The sequence below is a fragment of the Pseudomonas sp. SDT291_1_S447 genome (assembly GCF_054070155.1).
In genome coordinates, this window is record NZ_JBSVXS010000058.1 from 1 (window position 1) to 24,401 (window position 24,401).

Annotated in this window: 26 protein-coding genes; 14 read left to right on the plus strand and 12 right to left on the minus strand. The window is 59.1% G+C overall.

Features of this window, described 5'->3' with window-relative positions:
* The first annotated feature begins 167 nt into the window (after window positions 1-167).
* The 4 genes from moaC (at window position 168) to ACW9IR_RS17955 (ending at window position 2,354) form a co-directional block, all read left to right on the plus strand.
* On the plus strand, window positions 168-641 hold the full coding sequence (gene moaC / locus ACW9IR_RS17940; protein ID WP_007914310.1) for a cyclic pyranopterin monophosphate synthase MoaC: 474 nt from the start codon (window positions 168-170) through the stop codon (window positions 639-641).
* Window positions 638-880 carry a MoaD/ThiS family protein gene (locus tag ACW9IR_RS17945; protein WP_016985014.1) on the plus strand — a complete coding sequence of 81 codons (243 nt, stop codon included), beginning with the start codon at window positions 638-640 and terminating at the stop codon, window positions 878-880. The genes moaC and ACW9IR_RS17945 overlap by 4 nt, the downstream gene beginning before the upstream one ends.
* A gap of 3 nt (window positions 881-883) precedes the next feature.
* Window positions 884-1,336 (plus strand): molybdopterin synthase catalytic subunit MoaE, encoded by a 453-nt coding sequence (gene moaE, locus ACW9IR_RS17950; RefSeq protein ID WP_457464467.1) that lies wholly within the window; start codon window positions 884-886, stop codon window positions 1,334-1,336.
* A gap of 241 nt (window positions 1,337-1,577) precedes the next feature.
* A complete protein-coding gene (locus ACW9IR_RS17955; protein WP_095119386.1) occupies window positions 1,578-2,354 on the plus strand; it encodes an ABC transporter substrate-binding protein in 777 nt (258 codons plus the stop codon).
* A 100-nt stretch (window positions 2,355-2,454) separates the two neighbouring features.
* Here the strand turns inward: ACW9IR_RS17955 and ACW9IR_RS17960 are convergent, their stop codons facing one another.
* The 5 genes from ACW9IR_RS17960 to ACW9IR_RS17980 form a co-directional block, all read right to left on the minus strand.
* Complete coding sequence (locus ACW9IR_RS17960) at window positions 2,455-3,090, minus strand: helix-turn-helix transcriptional regulator (protein ID WP_457464469.1); 636 nt, start codon at window positions 3,088-3,090, stop codon at window positions 2,455-2,457.
* A 93-nt stretch (window positions 3,091-3,183) separates the two neighbouring features.
* On the minus strand, window positions 3,184-4,311 hold the full coding sequence (locus tag ACW9IR_RS17965; RefSeq protein ID WP_110719083.1) for an NAD(P)/FAD-dependent oxidoreductase: 1,128 nt from the start codon (window positions 4,309-4,311) through the stop codon (window positions 3,184-3,186).
* Between the two features lie 150 nt (window positions 4,312-4,461).
* Window positions 4,462-5,406, minus strand: coding sequence for an ornithine cyclodeaminase family protein (locus ACW9IR_RS17970; protein ID WP_457464471.1), 945 nt, complete (start codon window positions 5,404-5,406; stop codon window positions 4,462-4,464).
* Window positions 5,407-5,542: 136 nt separating this feature from the next.
* Window positions 5,543-7,021 (minus strand): ATP-dependent RNA helicase RhlB, encoded by a 1,479-nt coding sequence (rhlB, locus tag ACW9IR_RS17975; RefSeq protein WP_457464473.1) that lies wholly within the window; start codon window positions 7,019-7,021, stop codon window positions 5,543-5,545.
* Window positions 7,022-7,118: 97 nt separating this feature from the next.
* Window positions 7,119-7,775, minus strand: coding sequence for an alpha/beta hydrolase (locus ACW9IR_RS17980; protein ID WP_095119382.1), 657 nt, complete (start codon window positions 7,773-7,775; stop codon window positions 7,119-7,121).
* 467 nt (window positions 7,776-8,242) lie between these two features.
* On the opposite strand from ACW9IR_RS17980, the gene ACW9IR_RS17985 reads away from it, so the two are divergent.
* The 4 genes from ACW9IR_RS17985 (at window position 8,243) to ACW9IR_RS18000 (ending at window position 12,403) form a co-directional block, all read left to right on the plus strand.
* Complete coding sequence (locus tag ACW9IR_RS17985; RefSeq protein WP_007914328.1) at window positions 8,243-9,274, plus strand: amino acid ABC transporter substrate-binding protein; 1,032 nt, start codon at window positions 8,243-8,245, stop codon at window positions 9,272-9,274.
* A 66-nt stretch (window positions 9,275-9,340) separates the two neighbouring features.
* Window positions 9,341-10,522: an amino acid ABC transporter permease gene (locus ACW9IR_RS17990; protein WP_007914329.1), complete on the plus strand. Its 1,182-nt coding sequence runs from the start codon at window positions 9,341-9,343 to the stop codon at window positions 10,520-10,522.
* A 10-nt stretch (window positions 10,523-10,532) separates the two neighbouring features.
* On the plus strand, window positions 10,533-11,627 hold the full coding sequence (locus ACW9IR_RS17995) for an amino acid ABC transporter permease (RefSeq protein ID WP_007949911.1): 1,095 nt from the start codon (window positions 10,533-10,535) through the stop codon (window positions 11,625-11,627).
* 11 nt (window positions 11,628-11,638) lie between these two features.
* Entirely contained in the window at window positions 11,639-12,403 is a 765-nt protein-coding gene (locus ACW9IR_RS18000) for an amino acid ABC transporter ATP-binding protein (RefSeq protein ID WP_038357653.1), read from the plus strand.
* Window positions 12,404-12,456: 53 nt separating this feature from the next.
* Here the strand turns inward: ACW9IR_RS18000 and ACW9IR_RS18005 are convergent, their stop codons facing one another.
* Window positions 12,457-12,942: a type II TA system antitoxin MqsA family protein gene (locus tag ACW9IR_RS18005; RefSeq protein WP_110719086.1), complete on the minus strand. Its 486-nt coding sequence runs from the start codon at window positions 12,940-12,942 to the stop codon at window positions 12,457-12,459.
* Window positions 12,939-13,250: a type II toxin-antitoxin system MqsR family toxin gene (locus tag ACW9IR_RS18010; RefSeq protein WP_102900616.1), complete on the minus strand. Its 312-nt coding sequence runs from the start codon at window positions 13,248-13,250 to the stop codon at window positions 12,939-12,941. The genes ACW9IR_RS18005 and ACW9IR_RS18010 overlap by 4 nt, the downstream gene beginning before the upstream one ends.
* A gap of 166 nt (window positions 13,251-13,416) precedes the next feature.
* Here ACW9IR_RS18010 and ACW9IR_RS18015 point away from each other — a divergent pair, with 166 nt between their 5' ends.
* The 5 genes from ACW9IR_RS18015 (at window position 13,417) to ACW9IR_RS18035 (ending at window position 17,407) form a co-directional block, all read left to right on the plus strand.
* The gene (locus ACW9IR_RS18015) at window positions 13,417-14,076 is read left to right on the plus strand and encodes a FadR/GntR family transcriptional regulator (protein WP_095119378.1); all 660 of its coding nucleotides are present in this window, start codon (window positions 13,417-13,419) and stop codon (window positions 14,074-14,076) included.
* Window positions 14,066-15,370, plus strand: coding sequence for a CynX/NimT family MFS transporter (locus ACW9IR_RS18020; protein ID WP_110719088.1), 1,305 nt, complete (start codon window positions 14,066-14,068; stop codon window positions 15,368-15,370). The genes ACW9IR_RS18015 and ACW9IR_RS18020 overlap by 11 nt, the downstream gene beginning before the upstream one ends.
* Before the next feature lie 204 nt (window positions 15,371-15,574).
* Window positions 15,575-16,045, plus strand: coding sequence for a nuclear transport factor 2 family protein (locus ACW9IR_RS18025; RefSeq protein WP_102900614.1), 471 nt, complete (start codon window positions 15,575-15,577; stop codon window positions 16,043-16,045).
* A 39-nt stretch (window positions 16,046-16,084) separates the two neighbouring features.
* Entirely contained in the window at window positions 16,085-16,387 is a 303-nt protein-coding gene (locus ACW9IR_RS18030) for a GIY-YIG nuclease family protein (protein WP_008083651.1), read from the plus strand.
* An 84-nt stretch (window positions 16,388-16,471) separates the two neighbouring features.
* Window positions 16,472-17,407 (plus strand): glutathione S-transferase family protein, encoded by a 936-nt coding sequence (locus ACW9IR_RS18035; RefSeq protein WP_110719089.1) that lies wholly within the window; start codon window positions 16,472-16,474, stop codon window positions 17,405-17,407.
* Window positions 17,408-17,490: 83 nt separating this feature from the next.
* Here ACW9IR_RS18035 and ACW9IR_RS18040 read toward each other — a convergent pair whose 3' ends face one another.
* Window positions 17,491-17,841 carry a glutaredoxin family protein gene (locus ACW9IR_RS18040; RefSeq protein ID WP_008083649.1) on the minus strand — a complete coding sequence of 117 codons (351 nt, stop codon included), beginning with the start codon at window positions 17,839-17,841 and terminating at the stop codon, window positions 17,491-17,493.
* Window positions 17,841-18,845 (minus strand): nucleoid-associated protein YejK, encoded by a 1,005-nt coding sequence (gene yejK / locus ACW9IR_RS18045; RefSeq protein WP_007909053.1) that lies wholly within the window; start codon window positions 18,843-18,845, stop codon window positions 17,841-17,843. The genes ACW9IR_RS18040 and yejK overlap by 1 nt, the downstream gene beginning before the upstream one ends.
* Before the next feature lie 395 nt (window positions 18,846-19,240).
* Between yejK and ACW9IR_RS18050 the strand changes: the two genes are divergently transcribed.
* Window positions 19,241-19,522: an HU family DNA-binding protein gene (locus ACW9IR_RS18050; protein ID WP_003221909.1), complete on the plus strand. Its 282-nt coding sequence runs from the start codon at window positions 19,241-19,243 to the stop codon at window positions 19,520-19,522.
* Between the two features lie 193 nt (window positions 19,523-19,715).
* Here the strand turns inward: ACW9IR_RS18050 and rlmF are convergent, their stop codons facing one another.
* The 3 genes from rlmF to ACW9IR_RS18065 all read right to left on the minus strand — a co-directional run bounded on the left by rlmF (window position 19,716) and on the right by ACW9IR_RS18065 (window position 24,400).
* Entirely contained in the window at window positions 19,716-20,735 is a 1,020-nt protein-coding gene (gene rlmF, locus ACW9IR_RS18055; RefSeq protein ID WP_095119373.1) for a 23S rRNA (adenine(1618)-N(6))-methyltransferase RlmF, read from the minus strand.
* Window positions 20,736-20,959: 224 nt separating this feature from the next.
* The gene (locus ACW9IR_RS18060) at window positions 20,960-23,806 is read right to left on the minus strand and encodes a valine--tRNA ligase (RefSeq protein WP_457464480.1); all 2,847 of its coding nucleotides are present in this window, start codon (window positions 23,804-23,806) and stop codon (window positions 20,960-20,962) included.
* 198 nt (window positions 23,807-24,004) lie between these two features.
* Entirely contained in the window at window positions 24,005-24,400 is a 396-nt protein-coding gene (locus ACW9IR_RS18065; protein WP_095119370.1) for a DNA polymerase III subunit chi, read from the minus strand.
* Between the last annotated feature and the right edge of the window lies 1 nt (window position 24,401).

The window sequence follows — 24,401 nt, forward strand, 5'->3', positions numbered from 1 at the left end:
GTGAGTTTGTTCGCGAATGCGGTGTGTCAGTCACCATCGATGTAGCCTGATGCACCGCCTTCGCGAGCAAGCTCGCTCCCACAGGGGGCAACGTTGATTTCATAATCAGTGATGCGGAAATTTGACCCGCAGGTTTACAATCCACGCTCCTGATCAGGAGTAATCCCGTGCTGACTCATCTCGATTCCCAAGGTCGCGCCAACATGGTCGACGTCACCGAAAAAGCCGTGACGTTCCGTGAAGCGACGGCCCAAGCGCTGGTGCGCATGCTCCCCGCAACGCTGCAAATGATCGTCAGCGGCGGCCATCCCAAGGGTGACGTGTTCGCCGTGGCGCGCATTGCCGGCATTCAAGCGGCGAAGAAAACCAGCGATCTGATTCCCCTGTGCCATCCACTGATGCTCACTGGCGTCAAAGTCGAACTCAGCGCCGACGGCGAAGACACCGTGCGCATCGTCGCCCGTTGCAAACTGTCCGGGCAGACGGGTGTGGAAATGGAAGCATTGACCGCTGCCAGCGTCGCCGCCCTGACCATCTACGACATGTGCAAAGCCGTCGATCGCGGCATGACCATTGAAAGCGTGCGTCTGTTAGAGAAGGTCGGTGGCAAGAGCGGGCACTTTCAGGCGGAGCAGCCATGAACCTGACCGTGAAGTTTTTTGCCCGTTACCGTGAAGCGCTAGGCGTGGATTCGGTAAAGGTCGAAGGCGATTTCGCCACCGTCGACGATGTGCGTGCATTGCTCGCGCAACGTGACGGCGCCGAGGTGCTGAGCGAGCAGAACCTGATGTGCGCACGCAACGAAGACCTCTGCCAGCTCGACGAGCCGGTGGTCGACGGCGACGAAGTGGCGTTTTTCCCTACCGTGACCGGAGGCTGAGCCATGGCTATTCGTGTGCAGGCCACGTCGTTCGACCCAGGCGCTGAAGTCAACGCGATGCACGCGGCCAATGTCGGCGTCGGCGCGGTGGTGAGCTTTGTCGGCTACGTGCGCGACTTCAACGATGGGCTGGATGTGGCCGGGATGTTCCTCGAGCACTATCCGGGCATGACCGAAAAGGCCCTCGGCAAGATCGCCATCGAAGCCGAGCAGCGCTGGCCACTGCTGAAACTGGAAGTGCTGCACCGCATCGGCGCGCTGGAACCGGGCGAGCCGATCGTGTTCGTCGGCGCCGCCAGCGCCCATCGCCAGGCCGCGTTCGATGCCTGTGCCTTCGTCATGGACTACCTGAAAACCCGTGCACCGTTCTGGAAGAAGGAAAACACCAGCGACGGGCCGCGTTGGGTGGAGGGGCGCGACAGTGATCATGCAGCGGCGGATCGCTGGAAAAAGTAAGTCTTGTAGCGCCTTCAAATAAGCTATCGCGAGCAGGCTCACTCCTACAGTTGGAATGCGTTCCCCCTGTAGAAGTGAGCCTGCTCGCGATGACGTCATTTGCAACACCAAAAACCTCTGTCTTTGCCTGATTGACTGGCTATACATATAAGTCCAATATGGATTTATAAGTACAAAAAAGCATCTCCCTCTATTTCAGCTCTTTCTTGCCAAACCAACAACAACCCGCGAGAGAACGAACATGAAGAAACTCCCCCTCATCACCGGTCTTGCCCTAAGCCTGTTGGCCTCAGCCAGCGTGTTTGCCGCTGAGCAAACCCTGCGCATCGGCATCGAAGCCGCATACCCGCCGTTCGCCTCGAAAACCGACAAGGGCGAAATCGTCGGTTTCGACTACGACATCGGCAATGCCCTGTGTGCGCAGATGAAGGTCAAGTGCGTGTGGGTCGAAGGTGAGTTCGACGGTCTGATTCCTTCGCTGAAAGTGAAGAAGATCGACATGGCGCTGTCCTCGATGACCATCAACGAAGACCGCAAGAAGTCGGTGGATTTCAGCCACAAGTACTACTTCACTTCGTCGCGGCTGGTGATGAAAGAAGGCGCCAGCGTTGACGATCAATACGCCAGCCTGAAGGGCAAGAACGTCGGCGTGCAGCGCGCGACCACCACTGATCGTTATGCCACCGAGGTGTTCGAGCCGAAGGGCATCAACGTCAAGCGCTACAGCAACAACGAAGAGATTTACATGGATCTGGCGGCAGGGCGGCTGGATGCGATTTTTGCCGACACCATTCCGCTGAATGACTTCCTGTCGATGCCGCGTGGCAAAGGCTATGCGTTTGTCGGGCCTGAGTTGAAGGATCCGAAGTACGTCGGTGAGGGGGCGGGGATTGCAGTGCGCAAAGGCAATGCCGAGCTGGTCAGCCAGTTGAATGGCGCGATTGATGGCATTCGCGCGAGTGGCGAGTACCAGAAGATTTCCGAGAAGTATTTCAAGTCCGACATTTACGGCGACTGATAGTCCGCTATCGCGAGCAGGCTCACTCCTACATTTGGAATGCGTTCCCCTGTAGGAGTGAGCCTGCTCGCGATGGCGTCAGAGAAATCACTGCAAATCTCTAGCCCTTCAATTCCTTCAATTCCTTCAAATGCTTGTACACCGTCGCCCGCCCCATGTTCAGCACATTGGCCACATAGTTCGAGGCGCTCTTGCCCTTGAACGCGCCTTCGGCGTGCAGTGCCAGCACCAGTTCACGCTTGTGATCGCGGGTCAGCAGATTCAGGCTCAGCTGCCGTTCGCGCAGCCAGGCGTGGAGGAAGGTGTTGATGCGCTCCTGCCAGTCATCGCGAAACAGTGAGTCCGGTTGCGGGATCAGTTTGCTCGGTGAGAGGAACAGGTCCAGCGCCGCCTTGGCATTTTCGAACAGCGAAATATTCAAGTTGATGCACAGCACCGCCAGCGGCAGGCCTTCGCTGTCGCGCAGGACGCTGCTCAGGCTGCGAATCTTCTGGCCGTCCCAATTGAGCTTTTCGTACGGACCGATATTGCGGTCACTGACATCCTCACTGAGCATGTCTTCCAGCGAGGAGTCGTCACCGATTTCACGCTTGGACAGGTTGTTGGCGATGTAATCGACCTTCTGCGTGCGCAGGTCGTGCAGCACCACTTCGGCGTGCGGAAAGAACAGTGTGGCGATGGCATCGGCGATGGCGCGGAAGTTATCCAGGGCCGGGTCGAATTCAGGGGCGGTCATGACAGTGGAGCTCCAGGCAGCGTCAACGCCCCCGTGATCAGGAGGCGCTGCGAGTGTGCCGCAATCCGTTGGGCGCGTCATCCGGGTGGACGATCAGGCGAGGCGGGCAGGGGAGAGCATGGCGCTGCTCAGGCCGAAGTTGCGCAAATGCTCGGGCAAAGGCTCGCCGCGCACCAATGCCGCACTGGCCTGGCCCATCGCCGGCGAAGTCTGGATGCCATACCCCCCTTGCGCCGCGACCCAGAACAACCCCGGCACCTGCTGGTCGAAACCGCTGAGCAGATCACCGTCGGCGACGAAACTGCGCAGCCCGGCCCAGGTGCGGGTCGGGCGGCGGATGGTCAGCGTCGTGGCTTCTTCGATCTGGTAGATGCCCATGGCGATGTCCAGTTCTTCCGGCTGCACATCGTGAGGTTCGACCGGGTCGGCGTTGGCCGGCGAGCCGAGGAACATGCCGGCGTCAGGCTTCATATAGAAGGATTCGTCGAGGCTGACCAGCATCGGCCAGTGATGAATATCGACGCCTTCGGGGCCGGCGAAAATAAATGCGGCGCGGCGTTTCGGTTGCAGGCCCAGCGGCTTGGCACCGGCCAGTGCGCCGATCTTGTCGGCCCAGGCGCCGGCGGCGTTGATGATCACTGGTGCGCTGAAGGTCTGGCCGTTGGTTTGTACGTGCCAGAGGCCGTCGGCGTCGCGGTTCAGGCCGAGTACTTCGCAATCGGTATGCACTTCACCGTTATTGCGACGGATGCCGCGCAGGTAGCCCTGATGCAAGGCGTCGGTGTCGATGTCGCTGGCACTTGGATCGTAGATCGCACCGTGGACTTTTTCCCGACGCAGGATCGGCAGTCGCGCACAGGCTTCGTCGGCGCTGAGCAATTGCATTTCCGGCACGGTGGCTTTGGCGCTGAGGTATTGGTTGTTCAGTTCGGCGGCGTCACCGGTGAAATCGACGGTCATTTCGCCGCGCGGGGTCAGCAGTGGGTGTTCGCAGAAACCGCTGGGCGGGTTGTCGAAAAACGCCCGGCTGGCCTGGGTCAGCGCGCGTACTTGTGGTGTGCCGTACGCGGCGGTGAACAGCGCGGCGGAGCGCCCGGTGGAGTGATAGGCCGGGTGGGATTCACGTTCGAGCACGATCACTTTACCGTGCGGCGACAGCCAGAAACCGCTGGAAGCGCCGGCAATTCCGCCGCCGATGATGATGAAATCTGCCTGGCTCATGAGGTTCTCCAGTGGGTACGCAATATCAAGGCGTTCGCGATCTCCTGTAGGAGTGAGCCTGCTCGCGATAGCGGTGTACCAGTCAACAATAATGCTGATTGTAAGACCGCTATCGCGAGCAGGCTCACTCCTACAGGGGGATTCGTGGTGTTAGTGGGTCAAGTGATAAATCGCATTGGCGAGGGCAATGTCTTCCAGGCCAAGGCCGATTGAACGGAAGAACACGTGACGGTCGTAACCCGGACGCTGCACTTTCTCGCTGAGCAAATCCGCCAGATCGCCAACAATCGAATCCTTGCTCCAGCCATGCTGTTCACTGGCAATCAACATCTCACCCGCCGACCCCGGCGTGGTCAGACGATAGTCGCAGAACACCTGCATGTCGTTGAGGCTCTGCGGCGGGACTTCGTGGGCACGTGGGGCGTTGGTGCTGATCGAGGTGATCAGGGCCGGTTTGCTCAGCGCGGCAGGATCGATCACCGGGCCGGGGGACGAGGTACACAGCATGATCACATCAGCCTCGGCAATGGCCGCTTCACGGCTATCGGCAATTTTCAGATTGGGCGTGATGGCTTTCAACAGTGCCTGGGTTTGCGCGTCGGCGGACAGGCTTGGCGAATACAGGCTGATGCTCTGCCAGTCTCGCAGCGATTTCACGTAGTGCAGATGCGCCTGGGCAACCTTGCCGCTACCAATGATTGCCAGTCGCGTGGCATTGACCGGAGCGAGGGCGTCGACCGCGACGGCCGTGGTCGCGGCGGTGCGCGCGGTGGTCAGTTCACCGGCATCGCAGAGCAGCAGCGGTTGACCGGTTTTCATCGACATCAACAAGGTCCATGCCGTCACCAGCGCACCTTGCTCGCGAACGATGTACGGCGAGGTCTTCACGCCGTACACGCCGTCCTCAGCCAGCACACCCAGATAATTGATGAAGTCGCCGGCACCTTGAGGAAATTCCACCAGTTGTTGCGCCGGTTGCACGGCATTACCCGCTGCAAGATCGCGAAACAGTTTGCGCAGAATCTGCGGCACGTCGATGCGCACCAGAAGCTCGCGGACCTGATGCTGGTCGATCACGTAGGGCGTACTGGACATTTCAGGCTCCGGAGTCTGTATTTAAACTAATTTGTCCATTATGGACATTTAGTTTTCTCTCGCAAGCACCTGATCAAATACCGGGCGAAAAAAAAGCGCAGTCCGTTGCCGGCTGCGCTTCTTTTATTCGTATCGCTTACTGCGGACGCTTGCGCTCAACCGCACGCAACAGATGCGTCGGCGGCGTTTCACAGCTGATCTTGCGACCGAGCTTTTCTTCGATGGACGGCAACTGGTAGGAGTCGTCCTCACCGGCGAAGCTGATCGACACGCCATCGGCGCCAGCACGACCGGTCCGGCCGATGCGGTGCACGTAGTCGTCCGGGACTTCCGGCAGGGTGAAGTTGATCACGTGGCTGATGCCGTCGATGTGGATGCCGCGACCGGCCACATCAGTGGCAACCAGTACGCGAATCTTGCCTTCACGGAAGCCTTCCAGGGTCTTGATGCGTTTGTGTTGCGGCACGTCGCCGGACAACTGCGCCGCATTCACACCGTCGCGCACCAGACGTTCTTCGATGCGGCGCACTTCGTCCTTGCGGTTGGCGAAGACCATCACCCGCTCCCAGCCATTATCGTTGACCAGGTTGTAGAGCAATTTGTACTTGTCGGCACCGGCCACGGCGTAGATGTGTTGCTCGACGTTTTCGCTGGCGACGTTGGTGACTTCGATTTCGACGATGGACGGATCGGTCGTCCACTGCTTTGCGAGGTTCATCACGTCTTCGGTGAAGGTCGCGGAGAACAGCAGGGTCTGACGCTCGGACTTCGGCGGCGTCTGGCGGATGATCTGACGTACTTGCGGGATGAAGCCCATGTCGAGCATGCGGTCGGCTTCGTCCAGCACCATCACTTCGACCATGTCCAGATGCACGTCGCCGCGCTGGTTGAAGTCGAGCAGGCGGCCCGGGGTCGCGACGAGAATGTCGCAGTGACGCGCTTCGAGGTGCTTGAGCTGCTTGTCGAAGTCCATGCCGCCAACAAACGTCATGACGTTGAGGCCGGTGTACTTGGTCAGGTCAGCGGCGTCCTTGGCGATCTGCACCACCAGCTCACGGGTCGGCGCGATGATCAGCGCACGGGGTTCGCCCATGTAGCGTTCTTTCGGCGGCGGCGTTTGCAACAGTTGGGTGATGATCGAAATCAGAAACGCGGCGGTTTTACCGGTGCCGGTCTGTGCGCGACCAATGGCGTCTTTGCCGGCGAGGGTGAAGCCCAGCACCTGCGCCTGGATCGGCGTGCAATACGGGAAGCCCAGATCCTGAATGGCGTGCATCAGTTCTGGCGACAGTTTGAAATCATGGAAGCGGGTTTTGCCTTCCTGTGGCTCGACGACGAAATCTTCGAGTTTCCACGGAATAACCGATGCCTTGGGCTTCGGTTCGCGGCGCGGTCTGGCCGGTTTCGGCGTTTCGCTGCGGGCAGGTTCGGCGGCGATTGACGCGGCCGGTGCAGGTTGCGGTTCTGCCTTCGGTGCCGCTACGTGAGCGGGGCGGTCGGCCTGTGGGGCATCGCTGCGATGACCGGGGGCGTGCGACGGCGCACTGGGAACTGGCGCGAGCTGCTCAGCCTCGCTTTTACCGAACATCTTCTTGAGTGCTTTGAGCACGGTCATCTCATCAATTGGTTAAGGAATGTACGCCGGCCAGTGTAATGCAAGAAACGGGCGCGGCGTAGGGGGAGGGATCAAAGGGCGATTTTAATCTCGACGCTTAGCGCAGGCGTTCGCTCAACCAGACGCCGATGTCGCGAATTTCCTCGGGTAACACTTCGTGCTCCATTGGGTATTCCTGCCATGTCACGGTGACACCATGCTTCACCAAATGCTCGTAGGCACTGCGGCCCATCGAGTTTTGCACCACGCCATCGAACTGACCGTGCAGACACAGCGCGGGAATCCGCTGCTGACTGGCTGAAAGCTGCATGTCATCGCTGAACGTCGGCGCATAAGTCGACAGAGCAAGTACACCACCCAGTGCGCCTTGCCATTTCACAAAAGCGGTGTGCAAAACGACAGCGCCACCCTGGGAAAAACCGGCAAGGAAAATCCGCGAGGCGTCTATTCCGCTGGCGCGCTCGTTTTCGATCAATTCGATGATGCGATCCGCCGATGCTTCCAACTGGTCACGGTCAATCGCCCGCGCCGGGCTCATGGCTTTAATGTCGTACCAGCTCGGCATGGCATATCCGCCATTTATCGTCACTGGAAGTGTGGGCGCCTGCGGCAGCACGAAGCGTGTGCTCAGCAAGCTTTCTTGTAGCGCTTCGGCCACTGGCAAAAAGTCATAGCGATCGGCGCCGAGGCCGTGCAGCCAGATCACGCAGGCGTCTGCGGGCTTAACAGGCTGAAGAATCAAGGGCTCGGTCATGTCTGCTCCAAATATGTGCGGGCGCTCTCATTGAGTGCGTGATTCGAGTGCGCGTCCGGTTGATCCGTTAAGAAGATGTCGCAAGGTTACAAGTTTTGCTATTGACCTGTCGCCGAATCGATTCGGTGAGCGGTGTGGTACGGGCTTTGCTATGGCTTGAACCGTGCAACCGATCTTGCGTGGGCGGTAACACTATCAGTGTACGACCCGCGACGGGATTGCAAAGAATCCGGTGATGGATGTTCGCCAATGGCCGCTACGGGCTTAGCGAATGTGAAAGGGCTACAGCCCGTTCGGCCGATTGGTGAGAGGTGAGTTGTCCATGATGTGGATTTTCTCCTACTAGACTCATAGCGAAGGTCTTACGTCGGTTGACCCCAAAAAAAGCCAACACGGGTCAACAACGCCTCAAAAGGGTGCGACTGGACTCAAGCTCCGACACAACAAGAGCAAAACTGGAGGTTTGAATGAAGATGTTGAAATCCACCCTGGCCATCGTGACTGCAGCAACAGTACTCGGTGTCAGCGGGTTCGCTCAGGCGGGTGCAACCCTGGATGCAGTGCAGAAGAAAGGTTTCGTGCAGTGTGGCGTGAGCGACGGTCTGCCGGGCTTCTCGGTACCGGACGCGACCGGCAAGATCCTCGGGATCGACGCTGACGTCTGCCGCGCTGTGGCCGCTGCCGTATTCGGCGACGCGACCAAGGTCAAGTTCAGTCAGTTGAACGCCAAGGAGCGCTTCACCGCGCTGCAATCGGGCGAGATCGACATCCTGTCGCGCAACACCACCATGACCAGTTCGCGTGACGCGGGCATGGGCCTGAAATTCCCGGGCTTCATTACCTACTACGACGGCATCGGCTTCCTGGTGAATAACAAACTGGGCGTGAAGAGTGCCAAAGAGCTGGACGGTGCAACCATCTGCATCCAGGCCGGCACCACCACCGAGCTGAACGTTTCCGACTACTTCCGCGGCAACGGTCTGAAATACACCCCGATCACTTTCGACACCTCCGATGAAAGCGCCAAGTCGCTGGAATCCGGTCGTTGCGACGTGCTGACCTCCGACAAGTCCCAGCTGTTCGCCCAGCGCAGCAAGCTGGCGTCGCCGAAGGACTACGTGGTTCTGCCGGAAACCATTTCCAAAGAACCGCTGGGCCCGGTCGTGCGTAACGGCGACGACGAGTGGCTGGCCATCGTCCGTTGGGTTGGCTACGCGCTGCTCAACACCGAAGAAGCCGGCATCACGTCGAAAAACGTCGAAGCTGAAGCCAAGTCGACCAAGAACCCGGACGTTGCCCGTATGCTCGGCGCTGACGGCGAGTACGGCAAAGACCTGAAACTGCCGAAAGACTGGGTTGTGCAGATCGTCAAACAAGTCGGCAACTACGGCGAAATCTTCGAGAAAAACCTCGGCAAGAGCACTCCGCTGGAAATCGACCGCGGCTTGAACGCCCTGTGGAACAACGGCGGCATTCAGTACGCACCACCAGTGCGCTAATGGTTCTATCACCCGGCGGGCCAACCGCCGGGTGATGTTCTTGTTCCATTTTTTCCGGGGCACTTCATGCAAAATTCAATCGGCGCACCAAAGCAGAGGCTCAGCCTCAGCGATCCACGAGTGCGTGCGTGGCTATTCCAGATCATCACCGTTGTGGCGGTGGTCTCGCTGGGCTGGTACCTGTTCGACAACACGCAAACCAACCTTCAGCACCGGGGCATTACCTCCGGTTTCGGCTTTCTGGAGCGCAGTGCCGGGTTCGGCATCGCTCAGCACCTGATCGACTACACCGAAGCGGACAGCTATGCCCGCGTCTTTGTCATCGGTCTTCTCAATACCCTGTTGGTGACCGTGATCGGCGTGGTTCTGGCGACGATTCTCGGCTTCATCATTGGTGTGGCGCGGCTGTCGCAGAACTGGATCATCAGCAAACTGGCGACGGTGTATGTGGAAGTGTTCCGCAACATTCCACCGCTGCTGCAGATCCTGTTCTGGTACTTCGCGGTATTCCTGACCATGCCGGGGCCGCGCAACAGCCATAACTTCGGTGACACCTTTTTCGTCAGCAGCCGTGGCCTGAACATGCCGGCCGCGCTGGCGGCTGACGGTTTCTGGGCGTTCGTGATCAGCATCGTGGTGGCCATTGTCGGCATCGTGCTGATGACGCGCTGGGCCAACAAGCGCTTTGAAGAAACCGGCGTGCCGTTTCACAAGTTCTGGGTTGGCCTGGCGATTCTGCTGGTGATCCCGACCTTGTGCGCACTGATCTTCGGCGCTCCGCTGCATTGGGAAATGCCCGAGCTCAAAGGCTTCAACTTTGTTGGCGGCTGGGTGCTGATCCCGGAACTGCTCGCCTTGACCCTGGCCCTGACCGTGTACACCGCGGCGTTCATCGCCGAGATCGTGCGTTCCGGGATCAAGTCGGTCAGCCATGGCCAGACCGAAGCGGCGCGTTCCCTCGGCCTGCGCAACGGTCCGACCCTGCGCAAGGTGATCATTCCGCAGGCCCTGCGTGTGATCATTCCGCCGTTGACCAGCCAATACCTCAACCTGGCGAAAAACTCTTCGCTGGCGGCCGGTATCGGTTACCCGGAAATGGTGTCGCTGTTCGCCGGCACGGTGCTTAACCAGACCGGCCAGGCGATCGAGGTGATTGCCATCACCATGAGCGTGTACCTGGCGATCAGTATCAGCATTTCCCTGCTGATGAACTGGTACAACAAGCGCATTGCGCTGATCGAGCGGTAAGGAAAAGCGCATGAGTACTCATACTTTCAAACCCGACATGCCCCCACCGAACAGCAGCATCGGCGTGGTGGCGTGGATGCGCGCGAACATGTTCTCCAGCTGGCTCAACACCCTGCTGACGCTGTTTGCGTTCTACCTGATTTATCTCGTGGTGCCACCGATCCTCAGTTGGGCGATTGTCGATGCCAACTGGGTCGGCACCACCCGCGCCGACTGCACCAAGGAGGGCGCCTGCTGGGTGTTCATTCAGCAGCGTTTCGGCCAGTTCATGTACGGCTATTACCCGACGGAACTGCGCTGGCGCGTCGACCTGACCGTGTGGCTGGCGGTGATCGGCGCGGCGCCATTGTTCATCTCGCGTGTGCCGCGTAAAGCGATCTACGGGCTGAGCTTCCTGGTGTTGTACCCGATCATTGCGTTCACCCTGCTGCACGGCGGTTTCGGTCTGACCCCGGTGGCGACCAGCCAGTGGGGCGGCCTGATGCTGACTCTGGTCATCGCCACAGTCGGTATTGCCGGTGCGTTGCCGCTGGGGATTGTGCTGGCGCTCGGTCGACGCTCGAACATGCCGGCAATTCGTGTGGTCTGCGTGACCTTCATCGAGTTCTGGCGCGGCGTGCCGTTGATCACTGTGCTGTTCATGTCCTCGGTGATGCTGCCGCTGTTCCTGCCGGAAGGCATGAACTTCGACAAGCTGCTGCGGGCGCTGATTGGCGTGATCCTGTTCCAGTCGGCCTATGTCGCCGAAGTGGTGCGCGGTGGTCTGCAAGCGATTCCCAAAGGTCAGTACGAAGCGGCTGCGGCGATGGGGCTCGGTTACTGGCGCTCGATGGGCCTGGTGATCCTGCCGCAAGCCCTGAAGCTGGTGATCCCCGGTATCGTCAACACCTTCATTGCGCTGTTCAAGGACACCAGTCTGGTGATCATCATCGGCCTCTTTGACCTGCTCAACAGCGTCAAACAAGCCGCTGCCGATCCGAAATGGCTGGGTATGGCCACCGAAGGCTACGTGTTCGCCGCCCTGGTGTTCTGGATTTTCTGTTTTGGTATGTCGCGCTATTCCATGCATCTGGAACGCAAGCTCGACACTGGCCACAAGCGTTAGGAGTTGTGTAAATGAGTGAAGCAATCAAAAAGCCTGCAGGTCCTGAAGGCATTATTCAGATGCAGGGCGTCAACAAGTGGTACGGCCAGTTCCACGTGCTCAAAGACATCAACCTCAACGTCAAACAGGGCGAGCGTATCGTCCTGTGCGGCCCGTCGGGTTCCGGCAAGTCGACAACGATTCGTTGCCTCAATCGTCTGGAAGAACACCAGCAGGGCCGCATCGTCGTCGACGGCGTGGAACTGACCAACGACCTCAAGCAGATCGAAGCGATCCGCCGCGAAGTCGGCATGGTGTTCCAGCACTTCAACCTGTTCCCGCACCTGACCATTTTGCAGAACTGCACCCTGGCGCCGATGTGGGTACGCAAGATGCCCAAGCGCAAGGCCGAAGAAATCGCCATGCACTACCTGGAGCGCGTTCGCATTCCTGAGCAGGCGCACAAGTTTCCGGGGCAACTGTCCGGTGGTCAGCAACAGCGTGTGGCGATCGCCCGCGCGCTGTGCATGAAACCGAAAATCATGCTGTTCGATGAACCGACTTCAGCACTCGATCCGGAGATGGTGAAGGAAGTACTCGACACCATGATCGGTCTGGCTGAAGACGGTATGACCATGCTCTGCGTGACTCACGAAATGGGCTTTGCCCGTACCGTGGCCAACCGCGTGATCTTCATGGACAAAGGTGAAATCGTTGAGCAGGCGGCGCCGAACGACTTCTTCGATAACCCGCAGAATGAGCGGACGAAGTTGTTCTTGAGTCAGATTTTGCATTGATGGTTTGTGTGTAAATCAAACCCGGCCTTGTGCCGGGTTTGTTTTTTTATGGGTCAGGAGGTGGTGAGAGGTTCTTGTTCTTTGTGCTCAGTGAACTTGAACGCGCCTCTTAAATCAGCCCCTTCAGCCAAGACTCTCGCGTCGGCAAGCAAGTGTGGATATCGATCCAGCAGACGCATGAGCAGCATCAGTGCTTTCGGCGGAAGTACCTCGCCGCGTTCGTATCGTGAAAATGCGTTGTGCCCGCCCCCTGAAAGCAATTGCACCGTTTCCTTTTGCGTCAGGTGCAGTTTGCGACGGATCTTTTTCATTTCGTCACCTACCATTTTTCTACAGGCGATAACGAGTTCATCGCATGCGTCGGAATACCGCTGCCCGCACTCATCGTCCAATTCGACCTCACCGCACTTCTGGCACTCCCAGCCCGACAAATCGTCGATCCGACGCTCCATTCCCTTGGCGCTCACGGTTTCGCCTCGACCCTTGAAATGCACCATGCCTTCCGGAGCGCCGCAACTGACACACTGCTGCGTATTCATGAATGGTTCTCCTTGAAAGAGATCACGGGTGGGCGCCTGTCGTAGTGATATGACACCTTGATGTAAATCTCCAAACCATGTGATTGGATGTGATAGACGTCTTGCCAAATACGGTGATCGTCATAAGTCGTCATCGATTTGTACAACATGCTGCGCTGCAGCTTGAGAACGATTTCTTGCATCTCTTCGAGAGTGAGTTTGAGTGCAGTGCCCCTTTTTCTTGCCGTGTGCGTGAAAGCCCTCCAGCCAAGTCGCCTGACATCCGCCTTGATCACCGCCAAGTCGTAATGGGGTGTGTTCTTTTCCATAAGAAAGCAAAACCCTGTCCCTGAAATTACCCTTAAAGGGTAATTTTCACCAATCGAAAATACCGCTTCATGTGTCTCCGATTGACCCTAGGTGGTTGCCGTCCTACACGGGTCTGACTAACATGTCAGAAAATTCATCCTATGATTGGATGAAAGGGCGAATCCTATGTCAGACATTTCTCCACTCGTTAAGCGATCCCTGGTCGATCAGGCCTTGGATCAACTCCGTCAACGCATCAACAGCGGTGCCTGGCAGGTTGGCGAGCGATTGCCGACCGAACCCGAGCTGTGCGCCGAGCTGGGCATCAGCCGCAACACCGTGCGCGAAGCCATGCGCGTGCTGGCGTTTTCCGGACTGATCGAGATTCGTCAGGGCGATGGCAGTTACTTGCGTGCGGTGGTCGATCCGCTCGATACGCTAAAGGCGTTGTCACGCTGCTCGCTGGAGCAGGCGCGGGAAACCCGGCACATCCTCGAAGTCGAGGCCATCGGCTTGGCAGCGTTGCGCCGCACCGACGAAGACCTCGTCGCATTGCGTGAGGCGCTCGGCACCAGCGGCAGCCACTACCACGGCGACCTCGACACCTACATCGCCTGCGATCTGGTGTTCCACCGTCGTCTGGTCGATGCCGCGCACAACCCGACCCTCAGCGAGCTTTATCGCTATTTCTCCAGCATCGTCGGCGCGCAGTTGCGCCAGACGCTGAACATCGTCCCGCGCCGTCAGGAAGTGTTCGATCTGCACATCGAGTTGCTTGATGCGGTCGAGCAACGCGACCCGGAACGGGCCAAAGCCTTGTCGAGGCAATTGATCAATGAACCTTGAAACCGAGAAATCCATGTCCCGCAACGAGATATCCACAACCCCCAAACGCACGGCAGAGCTTGAAGAGCTGCTGATCGATGCCGAGGCCGATGACGAACAAGTGCAACAAAGCCATCCGCTGGTGCGCCGGCCGTGGCTATTACTGCTGGGGCTGATTCTGGTGGCGCTGAACCTGCGCCCGGCGTTGTCGAGCATGGCGCCGCTGCTCAGTGAAGTTTCCAAAAGCCTCGGATTATCGGCAGCTCAGGCGGGTTTGCTGACCACGCTGCCGGTGCTCTGTCTCGGTTTGTTTGCGCCACTGGCGCCGATTCTGGCGCGGCGTTTCGGCGCTGAACGGGTGGTGCTGGGGATTCTGCTGACATTGGCCGGCGGGATCATTTTGCGCAGCAACTTTGGCGAGATCGGCTTGTTTGCCGGCAGTGTGTTGGGCGGCGCGAGCATCGGCATCATCGGTGTTCTGCTGCCGGGCATCGTCAAGCGCGACTTCGCCAAACACGCCGGCACCATGACCGGCGTCTACACCATGGCGCTGTGCCTGGGTGCGGCGATGGCAGCGGGTTCCAGCGTGCCGCTCAGTGAGCATTTCGGTGGTAGCTGGGCGATGGGCCTGGGTTTCTGGGTGATTCCGGCGCTGGTTGCGGCGGTGTTCTGGTTGCCGCAAGTCGGGCAAAAGCATGGCGCGCACAATGTCGCTTATCGTGTGCGCGGTCTGCTGCGTGATCCGCTGGCCTGGCAGGTGACCTTGTACATGGGCCTGCAATCATCGCTGGCCTACATCGTCTTCGGCTGGTTGCCGTCGATCCTGATTGGTCGCGGCCTGACGCCAACCCAGGCCGGCCTGGTGTTGTCCGGTTCGGTGATCATTCAACTTGCCAGCTCGTTGGCCGCACCATGGCTGGCCACTCGCGGCAAGGATCAGCGTCTGGCCATCGTCGTGGTCATGGCGCTGACCCTCGGCGGTCTGTTCGGCTGCCTGTACGCGCCGATCGAAGGCCTGTGGGGCTGGGCGATTTTGCTGGGTCTGGGGCAGGGCGGTACGTTCAGTCTGGCGTTGACGTTGATTGTGCTGCGTTCGCGCGATTCCCATGTTGCGGCGAACCTGTCGAGCATGTCCCAGGGTTTCGGTTACACCCTGGCGTCGATGGGGCCGTTCGCGGTCGGCGTGGTGCATGACTGGACTGGCGGCTGGAATGCGGTGGGCTGGATCTTCGGCATCATTGGTACAGGCGCGATCATCGCCGGGCTTGGCGCCGGGCGTGCGCTGTACGTGCAAGTGCAAAGCGAAAAAATCTGACGCGGTTCAAACTGTAGGAGTGAGCCTGCTCGCGATAGCTTTATACCAGTCAACGTTGCGCTGACTGACACACCGCTATCGCGAGCAGGCTCACTCCTACATGGGTTTTGTGTACAGCGGGTATTCGGTTTACGAATGCCGATAGTGTTTCTGCGCATTGCGGATTATCGTGCTGGCACTCTGTACCTATTTTGGAGTTTGCCCATGAGTGAAGCCCACGCCGCGTTGATCACCCGTTTCTATCAGGCCTTCCAGCGCCTCGATGCCGAAGCCATGGCCGCCTGCTACACCGACGACGTAGTATTCAGCGATCCGGCCTTCGGTGAACTGCGCGGGCGCGATGCCGGCGACATGTGGCGCATGCTCACCACACGCGCCAAGGACTTCTCCCTGACCTTCGACAACGTCCGCGCCGACGAGCGCAGCGGCGGCGCACATTGGGTCGCGACCTACCTGTTCAGCCAGACCGGCAACATCGTCATCAACGATATCCAGGCCCGTTTCGTCTTTCGTGACGGCAAGATCTGCGAGCACCACGACCACTTCGATTTGTGGCGCTGGTCGCGTCAGGCGCTGGGCTTCAAGGGCCTGCTGTTGGGCTGGACGCCGTTGGTGCGCAACGCCGTTCGTGCTCAGGCGCTGAAGGGACTGAAGGCATTCCAGGTCGGTCGCTGATAAGATCGCCGCCTGTTTCCTACACGTCTTGATCCCGAAGTGACCAGCCTTAGCGAAAAATCTGTCGATGTTGCCGAGCCGGTGAGCAAGTCCTGGTTCGTCTACCTCGTGCGCGCCGCCAATGGTTCGTTGTATTGCGGGATCAGCGACGACCCGGTGCGTCGTTTTGCCAAGCATCAAAGTGGCAAGGGCGCGCGGTTCTTCCTTTCCAGCCCGGCGATGGCGCTGGTTTATACCGAACTGTGCCGCGATAAAAGCGATGCGTTGCGCCAGGAACGGTTAATCAAAAAACTCAGGAAGAGCGCGAAGGAATGTCTGGTCGCGTCTTATCAATCTGACTGATTGGTTCCCATCAGGCAGATCTGTAGGCTGCTAAGCAAATGCACGCTAAGCTGCCGGCTCACTATCTGAGCGGCGGAGCCGAGCATGTCCGAGTTGATTCTCCATCATTACCCGACCTCCCCATTTGCCGAGAAGGCCCGCTTGCTGCTGGGCTTCAAAGGCTTGTCGTGGCGCTCGGTGCATATCTCGCCGGTGATGCCGAAACCGGATCTGACCGCGCTGACTGGTGGCTACCGCAAGACCCCGGTGCTGCAAATTGGCGCTGATATCTATTGCGACACATCGCTGATCGCGCGGCGCCTGGAGCAGGAAAAGGCCTTGCCGGCGTTCTTTCCCGAGGGCCAGGAATTCACCGCAGCGAGTTTTGCCACATGGGCTGATTCGGTGGTGTTTCAGCATGCGGTGAGCCTGGTGTTTCAGCCGGAGTCGGTGGCGGTGCGTTTCGCCAAGCTGCCGCCGGAAGCGATCAAAGCTTTTATTGCCGACCGCGCTGGTCTGTTCTCGGGTGGCAGTGCCACACGTCTGTCCGCTGAGCAGGCCAAACATCAATGGCCGACGATCATGGCGCGACTGGAGCAGCAGTTGCAGCGCGAGCAGGGCGACTACCTGTTCGGCGAGCCGTCGATTGCCGACTTCGCGCTGGCGCATCCGCTGTGGTTCCTGAAGGCCACGCATGTCACGGCTCCGCTGGTGGATGAGTATCCGGCTGTTTCGGCCTGGTTGGGACGAGTGCTGGGCTTTGGCCATGGCGCAGCCAGTGCGATGACGTCGGAAGAGGCGCTTGAGGTTGCACGCAACGCGACACCGGCGGCATTGCCTGGCGAGCAGTTGGTAGATCCGAACGGCTTCAAGGCTGGCCAGCAAGTGGCGATTGCCGCGACGGATTACGGAGTTGATCCGGTGGTGGGGGAGTTGCTGTTTGCCGGTCGCGAAGAGCTGATCATTCGTCGTGAAGACGAACGTGGCGGCGTGGTGCATGTGCACTTCCCGCGTTTTGGTTTTCGTATCGAAGCCCGCTAAAAGCAAAAGATCGCAGCCTTCGGCAGCTCCTACACCGATCTCATGTAGGAGCTGCCGCAGGCTGCGATCTTTTGCTCTTGTGTTTACTTCAGGGCGGCGAGGATTTCGTCCGGGTCGAATCCGCGAATCAACGTGCCATTCACATCAATCAACGGAATCCCGCGCCCACCCAATGCCTCATACGCCTTGCGCGCTTCGGCATCCTTCTCGATATCGAACTCCTTGAACGCAATCCCCTTGCTGTCGAGAAAACGTTTGGTCTGCTTGCAGTAGCCGCACCAGTCGGTGGCGTAGAGCACGACGTTGGCTTGCGCGCGTGTCTGCTCTGCAACCATCTGCGACGGATTGAACACCCGCTCGATCTTGCCCCAGTTCTGATAGACCACCACCACCAGCAGAACCAGCGCCACCTTCTTCAGCACATTGCCGAGCATCAGTTACGGCGCTTCAACTGATCGGTGAGCGACGTTGGCAGGCCTTTGATCACCAGGGTACCAGCCTCTTCGTCGTACTCGATCTTCGAGCCCAGCAGGTGCGCTTCAAAGCTGATCGACAGGCCTTCGGCGCGTCCGGTGAAGCGACGGAATTGATTCAAGGTGCGTTTGTCCGCCGGAATCTCTGGCGACAGGCCGTAATCCTTGTTGCGGATGTGATCGTAGAAGGCTTTCGGGCGTTCTTCGTCGATCAGCTCGGACAACTCTTCCAGGCCCATCGGTTCGCCGAGTTTGGCCTGGCTGCTGGCGTAGTCGACCAGGGTCTTGGTCTTCTCGCGGGCGGATTCTTCCGGCAGGTCTTCGCTTTCTACGAAGTCGCTGAAAGCCTTGAGCAGCGTGCGCGTCTCGCCCGGGCCGTCGACGCCTTCCTGGCAGCCGATGAAGTCGCGGAAGTATTCCGAAACCTTTTTGCCGTTCTTGCCCTTGATGAACGAGATGTACTGCTTGGACTGCTTGTTGTTCTGCCACTCGGAAACGTTGATGCGCGCCGCCAGGTGCAGTTGACCGAGGTCGAGGTGGCGCGACGGGGTCACGTCCAACTCGTCGGTCACCGCCACGCCTTCGCTGTGGTGCAGCAGGGCTATCGCCAGGTAATCGGTCATGCCTTGCTGATAGTGAGCGAACAGCACGTGGCCACCCACGGACAGGTTCGATTCTTCCATCAGCTTTTGCAGGTGCTCGACCGCGACTTTGCTGAACGCGGTGAAGTCCTTGCCGCCTTCCATGTATTCCTTCAGCCAGCCGCTGAAGGGGAATGCGCCGGACTCCGGATGGAACAGACCCCAGGCTTTGCCCTGTTTGGCGTTATAGCTCTCGTTGAGGTCGGCGAGCATGTTCTCGATGGCTGCAGACTCGGCCAGTTCCGTGTCACGGGCGTGCAGAACTGCGGGTGTGCCGTCGGGTTTTTTGTCGATCAGGTGGACGATGCAATGACGGATCGGCATGGGCTTCTCGGCTGTTGGAAGGGAGGAGGGCAGGCTCCCCCGAAAAAGCGCTAAGTGTACCGCAACCACTGGTTTTGGCGCGGGTTGTAGGGCGAAACCGGGGCGCACGACCGGCCTTATGCAGTTTTTTACCGATTTAGAGCAATAAAGCTGACCAAATGGGTAGCTAGAGGCGGATATTTCCCCGTCTCTGTGCTAGTTTTGCCCGGTCTTACGCGAAGTCACTGCGTTAAGCGTGCAATCAGCATTTGTCAGGTCGAACCAAACCCTGATTTCGGCATCTATAACCCGACTCGTCGTGGTTATCGCCGAGGGTGCCAGATCCAGAAGATCGGGCTCGATGGCTGACACTGCACTCTGCAATCCATATGAATTTGATAGGGAAGGAACACTACATGGCTCTTACTAAAGACCAACTGATCGCCGACATCGCTGAAGCTATCGACGCGCCGAAAACCACCGCGCGTAACGCTCTGGACCAACTGGGCCAAATCGTTGCCGATCAGCTGGAAAACGGCGGCGAAATCACCTTGCCAGGTATCGGCAAGCTGAAAGTGACCGAGCGTCCTGCCCGCACTGGCCGTAACCCTTCGACTGGCGCTGCCATCGAAATCCCTGCGAAGAAAGTGATCAAGCTGGTTGTGGCCAAAGGCCTGACCGACGCTGTGAACAAGTAAGACGCGGCAATAAAAAACCGTGCACCGGAGTGATCCGGGCACGGTTTTTTTGTGTCTGCGATTTGGTGAGGCGTTACTCCGCCTGTAGGAGCTGTCGAGTGAAACGAGGCTGCGATCTTTTGATCTTGTTTTCAGGATCAAGATCAAAAGATCGCAGCGTGCCGCAGCTCCTACAGGGGCATCTGCGCAGCTATTAGCGTACCCAGCGCTCGCGGCGCCAGATCTGCTGCTCGGACTTGGTCTGGAAAGTCCAGGCCACAAAGCGGCTCTGCTTCTGGCCCTGAGACATCTCGACGACCTGGCTTTCCAGCACGCCGGCCTTTTTCAGCGCGGTTTCGATGGCTGGCAGGTTCGAAGCTTTCGACACCAGCGTGCTGAACCACAGCACCTTATGCTGGAAATTCGCGCTTTCGGCGATCAATTGCGTCACGAAACGTGCTTCGCCACCTTCACACCACAGCTCAGCCGACTGGCCACCGAAGTTCAGCACTGGCAGTTTGCGTTTCGGGTCGGCCTTGCCCAGTGCGCGCCATTTGCGCTCGCTGCCCTTGGTCGCTTCATCCATCGAAGCGTGGAACGGCGGGTTGCACATGGTCAGGTCAAAGCGCTCACCCGGCTCCAGCAAGCCGATCAGGATGTGCTTGCGGTTTTCCTGCTGGCGCAACTGGATAACCTTGTTCAGATCGTTGGACTGGACGATGGCACGGGCGGCAGCCACGGCCGTCGGGTCAATCTCCGAACCAAGGAAGTGCCAGCGGTATTCGCTGTTGCCGATCAGCGGATACACGCAGTTGGCGCCCATGCCGATGTCCAGCACGTTGACGATCGCGCCGCGCGGGACCTTGCCGTCGTTCATGCTGGCCAGCAGGTCAGCGAGGAAGTGCACGTAATCGGCGCGGCCAGGCACTGGTGGGCAGAGGTAGTCGGCCGGGATATCCCAATGCTGGATGCCATAAAACGACTTGAGCAGCGCCCGGTTGAACACGCGCACCGCATCGGGGCTGGCGAAGTCGATGCTTTCCTTGCCGTACGGGTTGGTGATCACGAACTTCGCCAGTTCCGGCGTGGTTTTGATCAGCGCCGGGAAGTCGTAACGACCCTGATGGCGATTGCGCGGGTGCAGGCTGGCCTTTTCACGCGGCTCAACGGTCTTGGCCGGGGTCGCGGAGTCAGGCTTCTTGCGCGCAGGTTTGGGTGTGCGGGGGGCGTTCATGGGCGTGATCGATTCGGGTATGGCTGAAAGTGGCGGGTATTGTCCCACATTGATGGGCCATGCGCCGAACCCATGTAGGAGCTGCCGAAGGCTGCGATCTTTTGATGTTGATTTTTAGAAGCAAGATCAAAAGATCGCAGCCTTCGGCAGCTCCTACAGTGGAAATGTGGTGGGCATAAAAAAGGGAGGCCACCGGGGCCTCCCTTTTTCATTGCGATTTGCTGTTACAGGCTGGCAATCCGCGCGTGCTGCTCGGCCAGTTTGCCCAGGGCTTGTTCAGCCTCGGCCAGTTTGGCGCGTTCCTTCTCGATGACTTCGGCCGGGGCCTTGTCGACGAAACCGGCGTTGGACAGTTTGCCGCCAACCCGCTGGACTTCGCCCTGCAGACGCAGGATTTCCTTGTCCAAGCGTGCCAGTTCAGCGCCCTTGTCGATCAGGCCGGCCATCGGCACCAGCACTTCCATCTCGCCAACCAGTGCAGTGGCGGACAGCGGTGCTTCTTCGCCAGCCTTCAGAACAGTGATCGATTCAAGACGTGCCAGCTTCTTCAGCAGCGCTTCGTTCTCGGTCAGACGGCGCTGGTCTTCAGCGCTGACATTCTTCAGGTAGATCGGCAATGGCTTGCCCGGGCCGATGTTCATTTCGCCACGGATGTTGCGCGTGCCGAGCATCAGTTCCTTGAGCCACTCGATGTCGTCTTCGGCAGCCGGATCAATGCGCTCTTCGTTGGCCACTGGCCACGCTTGCAGCATGATCGTCTTGCCCTGAATGCCGGCCAGCGGCGCGATGCGCTGCCAGATTTCTTCAGTGATGAACGGCATGAACGGGTGCGCCAGACGCAGCGCCACTTCCAGTACGCGTACCAGCGTACGGCGAGTACCGCGCTGACGTTCAACCGGCGCGTTCTCGTCCCACAGCACAGGCTTGGACAGTTCCAGGTACCAGTCGCAGTACTGGTTCCAGATGAACTCGTACAGCGCTTGCGCCGCCAGGTCGAAACGGAACTGATCGAGTTGACGGGTCACTTCGGCTTCGGTGCGTTGCAACTGCGAGATGATCCAGCGATCCGCCAGCGACAGCTCGTAGGCTTCGCCGTTCTGACCGCAGTCTTCGCCCTTGTCCAGAACGTAACGCGCAGCGTTCCAGATCTTGTTGCAGAAGTTGCGATAACCTTCGACGCGGCCCATGTCGAACTTGATGTCGCGACCGGTCGAGGCCAGCGAGCAGAAGGTGAAGCGCAGGGCGTCGGTGCCGTAGCTGGCGATGCCGTCGGCGAACTCGTCGCGGGTCTGCTTCTCGATCTTCTTCGCCAGTTTCGGCTGCATCATGCCGGAGGTGCGTTTCTGCACCAGTTCTTCCAGCTCGATGCCGTCGATGATGTCCAGCGGGTCAAGGACGTTGCCCTTGGACTTGGACATCTTCTGGCCCTGGCCGTCACGCACCAGACCGTGCACATAAACGGTCTTGAACGGAACCTGCGGGGTGCCGTCTTCGTTCTTGATCAGGTGCATGGTCAGCATGATCATCCGGGCAACCCAGAAGAAAATGATGTCGAAGCCCGTCACCAACACGTCGGTGGAGTGGAATTTCTTCAGGAATTCAGTCTGCTCAGGCCAGCCCAGGGTGGAGAAGGTCCACAGGCCGGAACTGAACCAGGTGTCGAGTACGTCATTGTCCTGTTGCAGCGCCACGTCCGGGCCGAGGTTGTGCTTGGCACGCACTTCGGCTTCGTCGCGACCGACGTAGACCTTGCCCGACTCGCCGTACCAGGCCGGAATCCGGTGGCCCCACCACAGCTGACGGCTGATGCACCAGTCCTGGATGTCGCGCATCCACGAGAAGTACATGTTTTCGTACTGCTTCGGCACGAACTGAATGAGACCGTCTTCAACGGCAGCAATCGCAGGCTCGGCCAAAGGCTTGGTCGACACGTACCACTGGTCGGTCAGCCACGGCTCGATGATGGTGCCGGAGCGGTCACCTTTCGGCACTTTCAGACCGTGGTCGTTGACGCTGACCAACAGGCCGGCGGCATCGAATGCAGCGACGATTTGCTTGCGCGCTTCGAAGCGGTCGAGGCCGACGTATTCTGCCGGGATCTTGCCGTCGATGCTGTCGTTCAGCGTGCCGTCGAGGTTGAACACCTGACAGGCCGGCAGTACGGCGGCGTTCTTGTCGAAGATGTTCAGCAACGGCAGGTTGTGGCGCTTGCCGACTTCGTAGTCGTTGAAATCGTGGGCCGGGGTGATTTTCACGCAGCCGGTGCCGAATTCAGGATCGCAGTAATCGTCGGCGATGATCGGGATGCGGCGGCCAACCAGTGGCAGCTCGACAAACTTGCCGATCAGGGCCTGGTAGCGCTCGTCGTTCGGGTTCACCGCGACGGCGGAGTCGCCGAGCATGGTTTCCGGACGGGTGGTCGCGACGATCAGGAAATCGTTGCCATCAGCGGTTTTCGCACCGTCGGCCAGCGGGTACTTGAGGTTCCACAGGAAACCTTTCTCGTCGTGGTTTTCCACTTCGAGGTCGGAAATCGCCGTGTGCAACTTGGTGTCCCAGTTGACCAGACGCTTGCCGCGATAGATCAAACCGTCTTCGTGCAGGCGCACAAACGCTTCTTTGACCGCTTCCGAGAGGCCATCGTCCATGGTGAAGCGCTCGCGGCTCCAGTCAACGGACGAGCCGAGGCGGCGGATCTGACGGCTGATGTTGCCGCCGGACTGATCCTTCCATTCCCAGACTTTCTCGAGGAATTTTTCGCGGCCCAGATCATGGCGATTCTGGCCCTGGGCTTCGAGTTGACGCTCCACCAGCATCTGCGTGGCGATACCGGCGTGGTCGGTGCCCGGCTGCCAAAGGGTGTTGCGACCCTGCATGCGACGGAAACGGATCAGGGCGTCCATGATCGCGTTGTTGAAACCGTGACCCATGTGCAGGCTGCCGGTGACGTTCGGCGGCGGGATCATGATGGTGTAGGAGTCGCCCGCGCCTTGCGGGGCGAAGTAGTTCTCGGACTCCCAGGTGTTGTACCAGGAAGTTTCAATGGCGTGCGGCTGGTAGGTCTTATCCATGCGCGGCGGGACCCTATTGGCATTAATTCAGGAAAAGCCGACGAGTATAGCGGGGCATGGGGCCGAGGGCGAGCGGGGCGGGCCCGGAGGGGATCTAAATGTAGGAGTGAGCCTGCTCGCGATGCTGGCGCTGCGGTTTTTCAGGAAAACCGAGGTGCTGCTATCGCCAGCAGGCTGGCTCCCACAGGGGATTGGGGATTATTCGTACTGGCTGAGCAGTCGTTCCATCCGTGCATCGAGGCGGCGTTTGATTTCGGTTTCGATGTGCGGCGCGAAATCGTCAATCACGTCCTGCATGATCAATTGCGCGGCGGCGCGCAGTTCGCTGTCGAGGTGGAGCAGGGCGTCCGGGCCTTTATCCACAGGTGCCGCCGGTTGTACGGCGGGTGTCGGAGCTGGCGCGGGTGGTGGTTCGACAGCGGCCGGCTCGTTGCCAACCGAATCAAACAACATCGGAATCTGTTCCTGTTCGCCATCGTCGACCGTGTCGGTCAGCAGCGGCGGTTGCAGGTTGTCATCGCCGAGCAACTGGCGGATCGATTCAAGATCGTCCAGCAGGTGAGTTGGCTTTTGCTGCGGTTTCGGAGTGTCCATT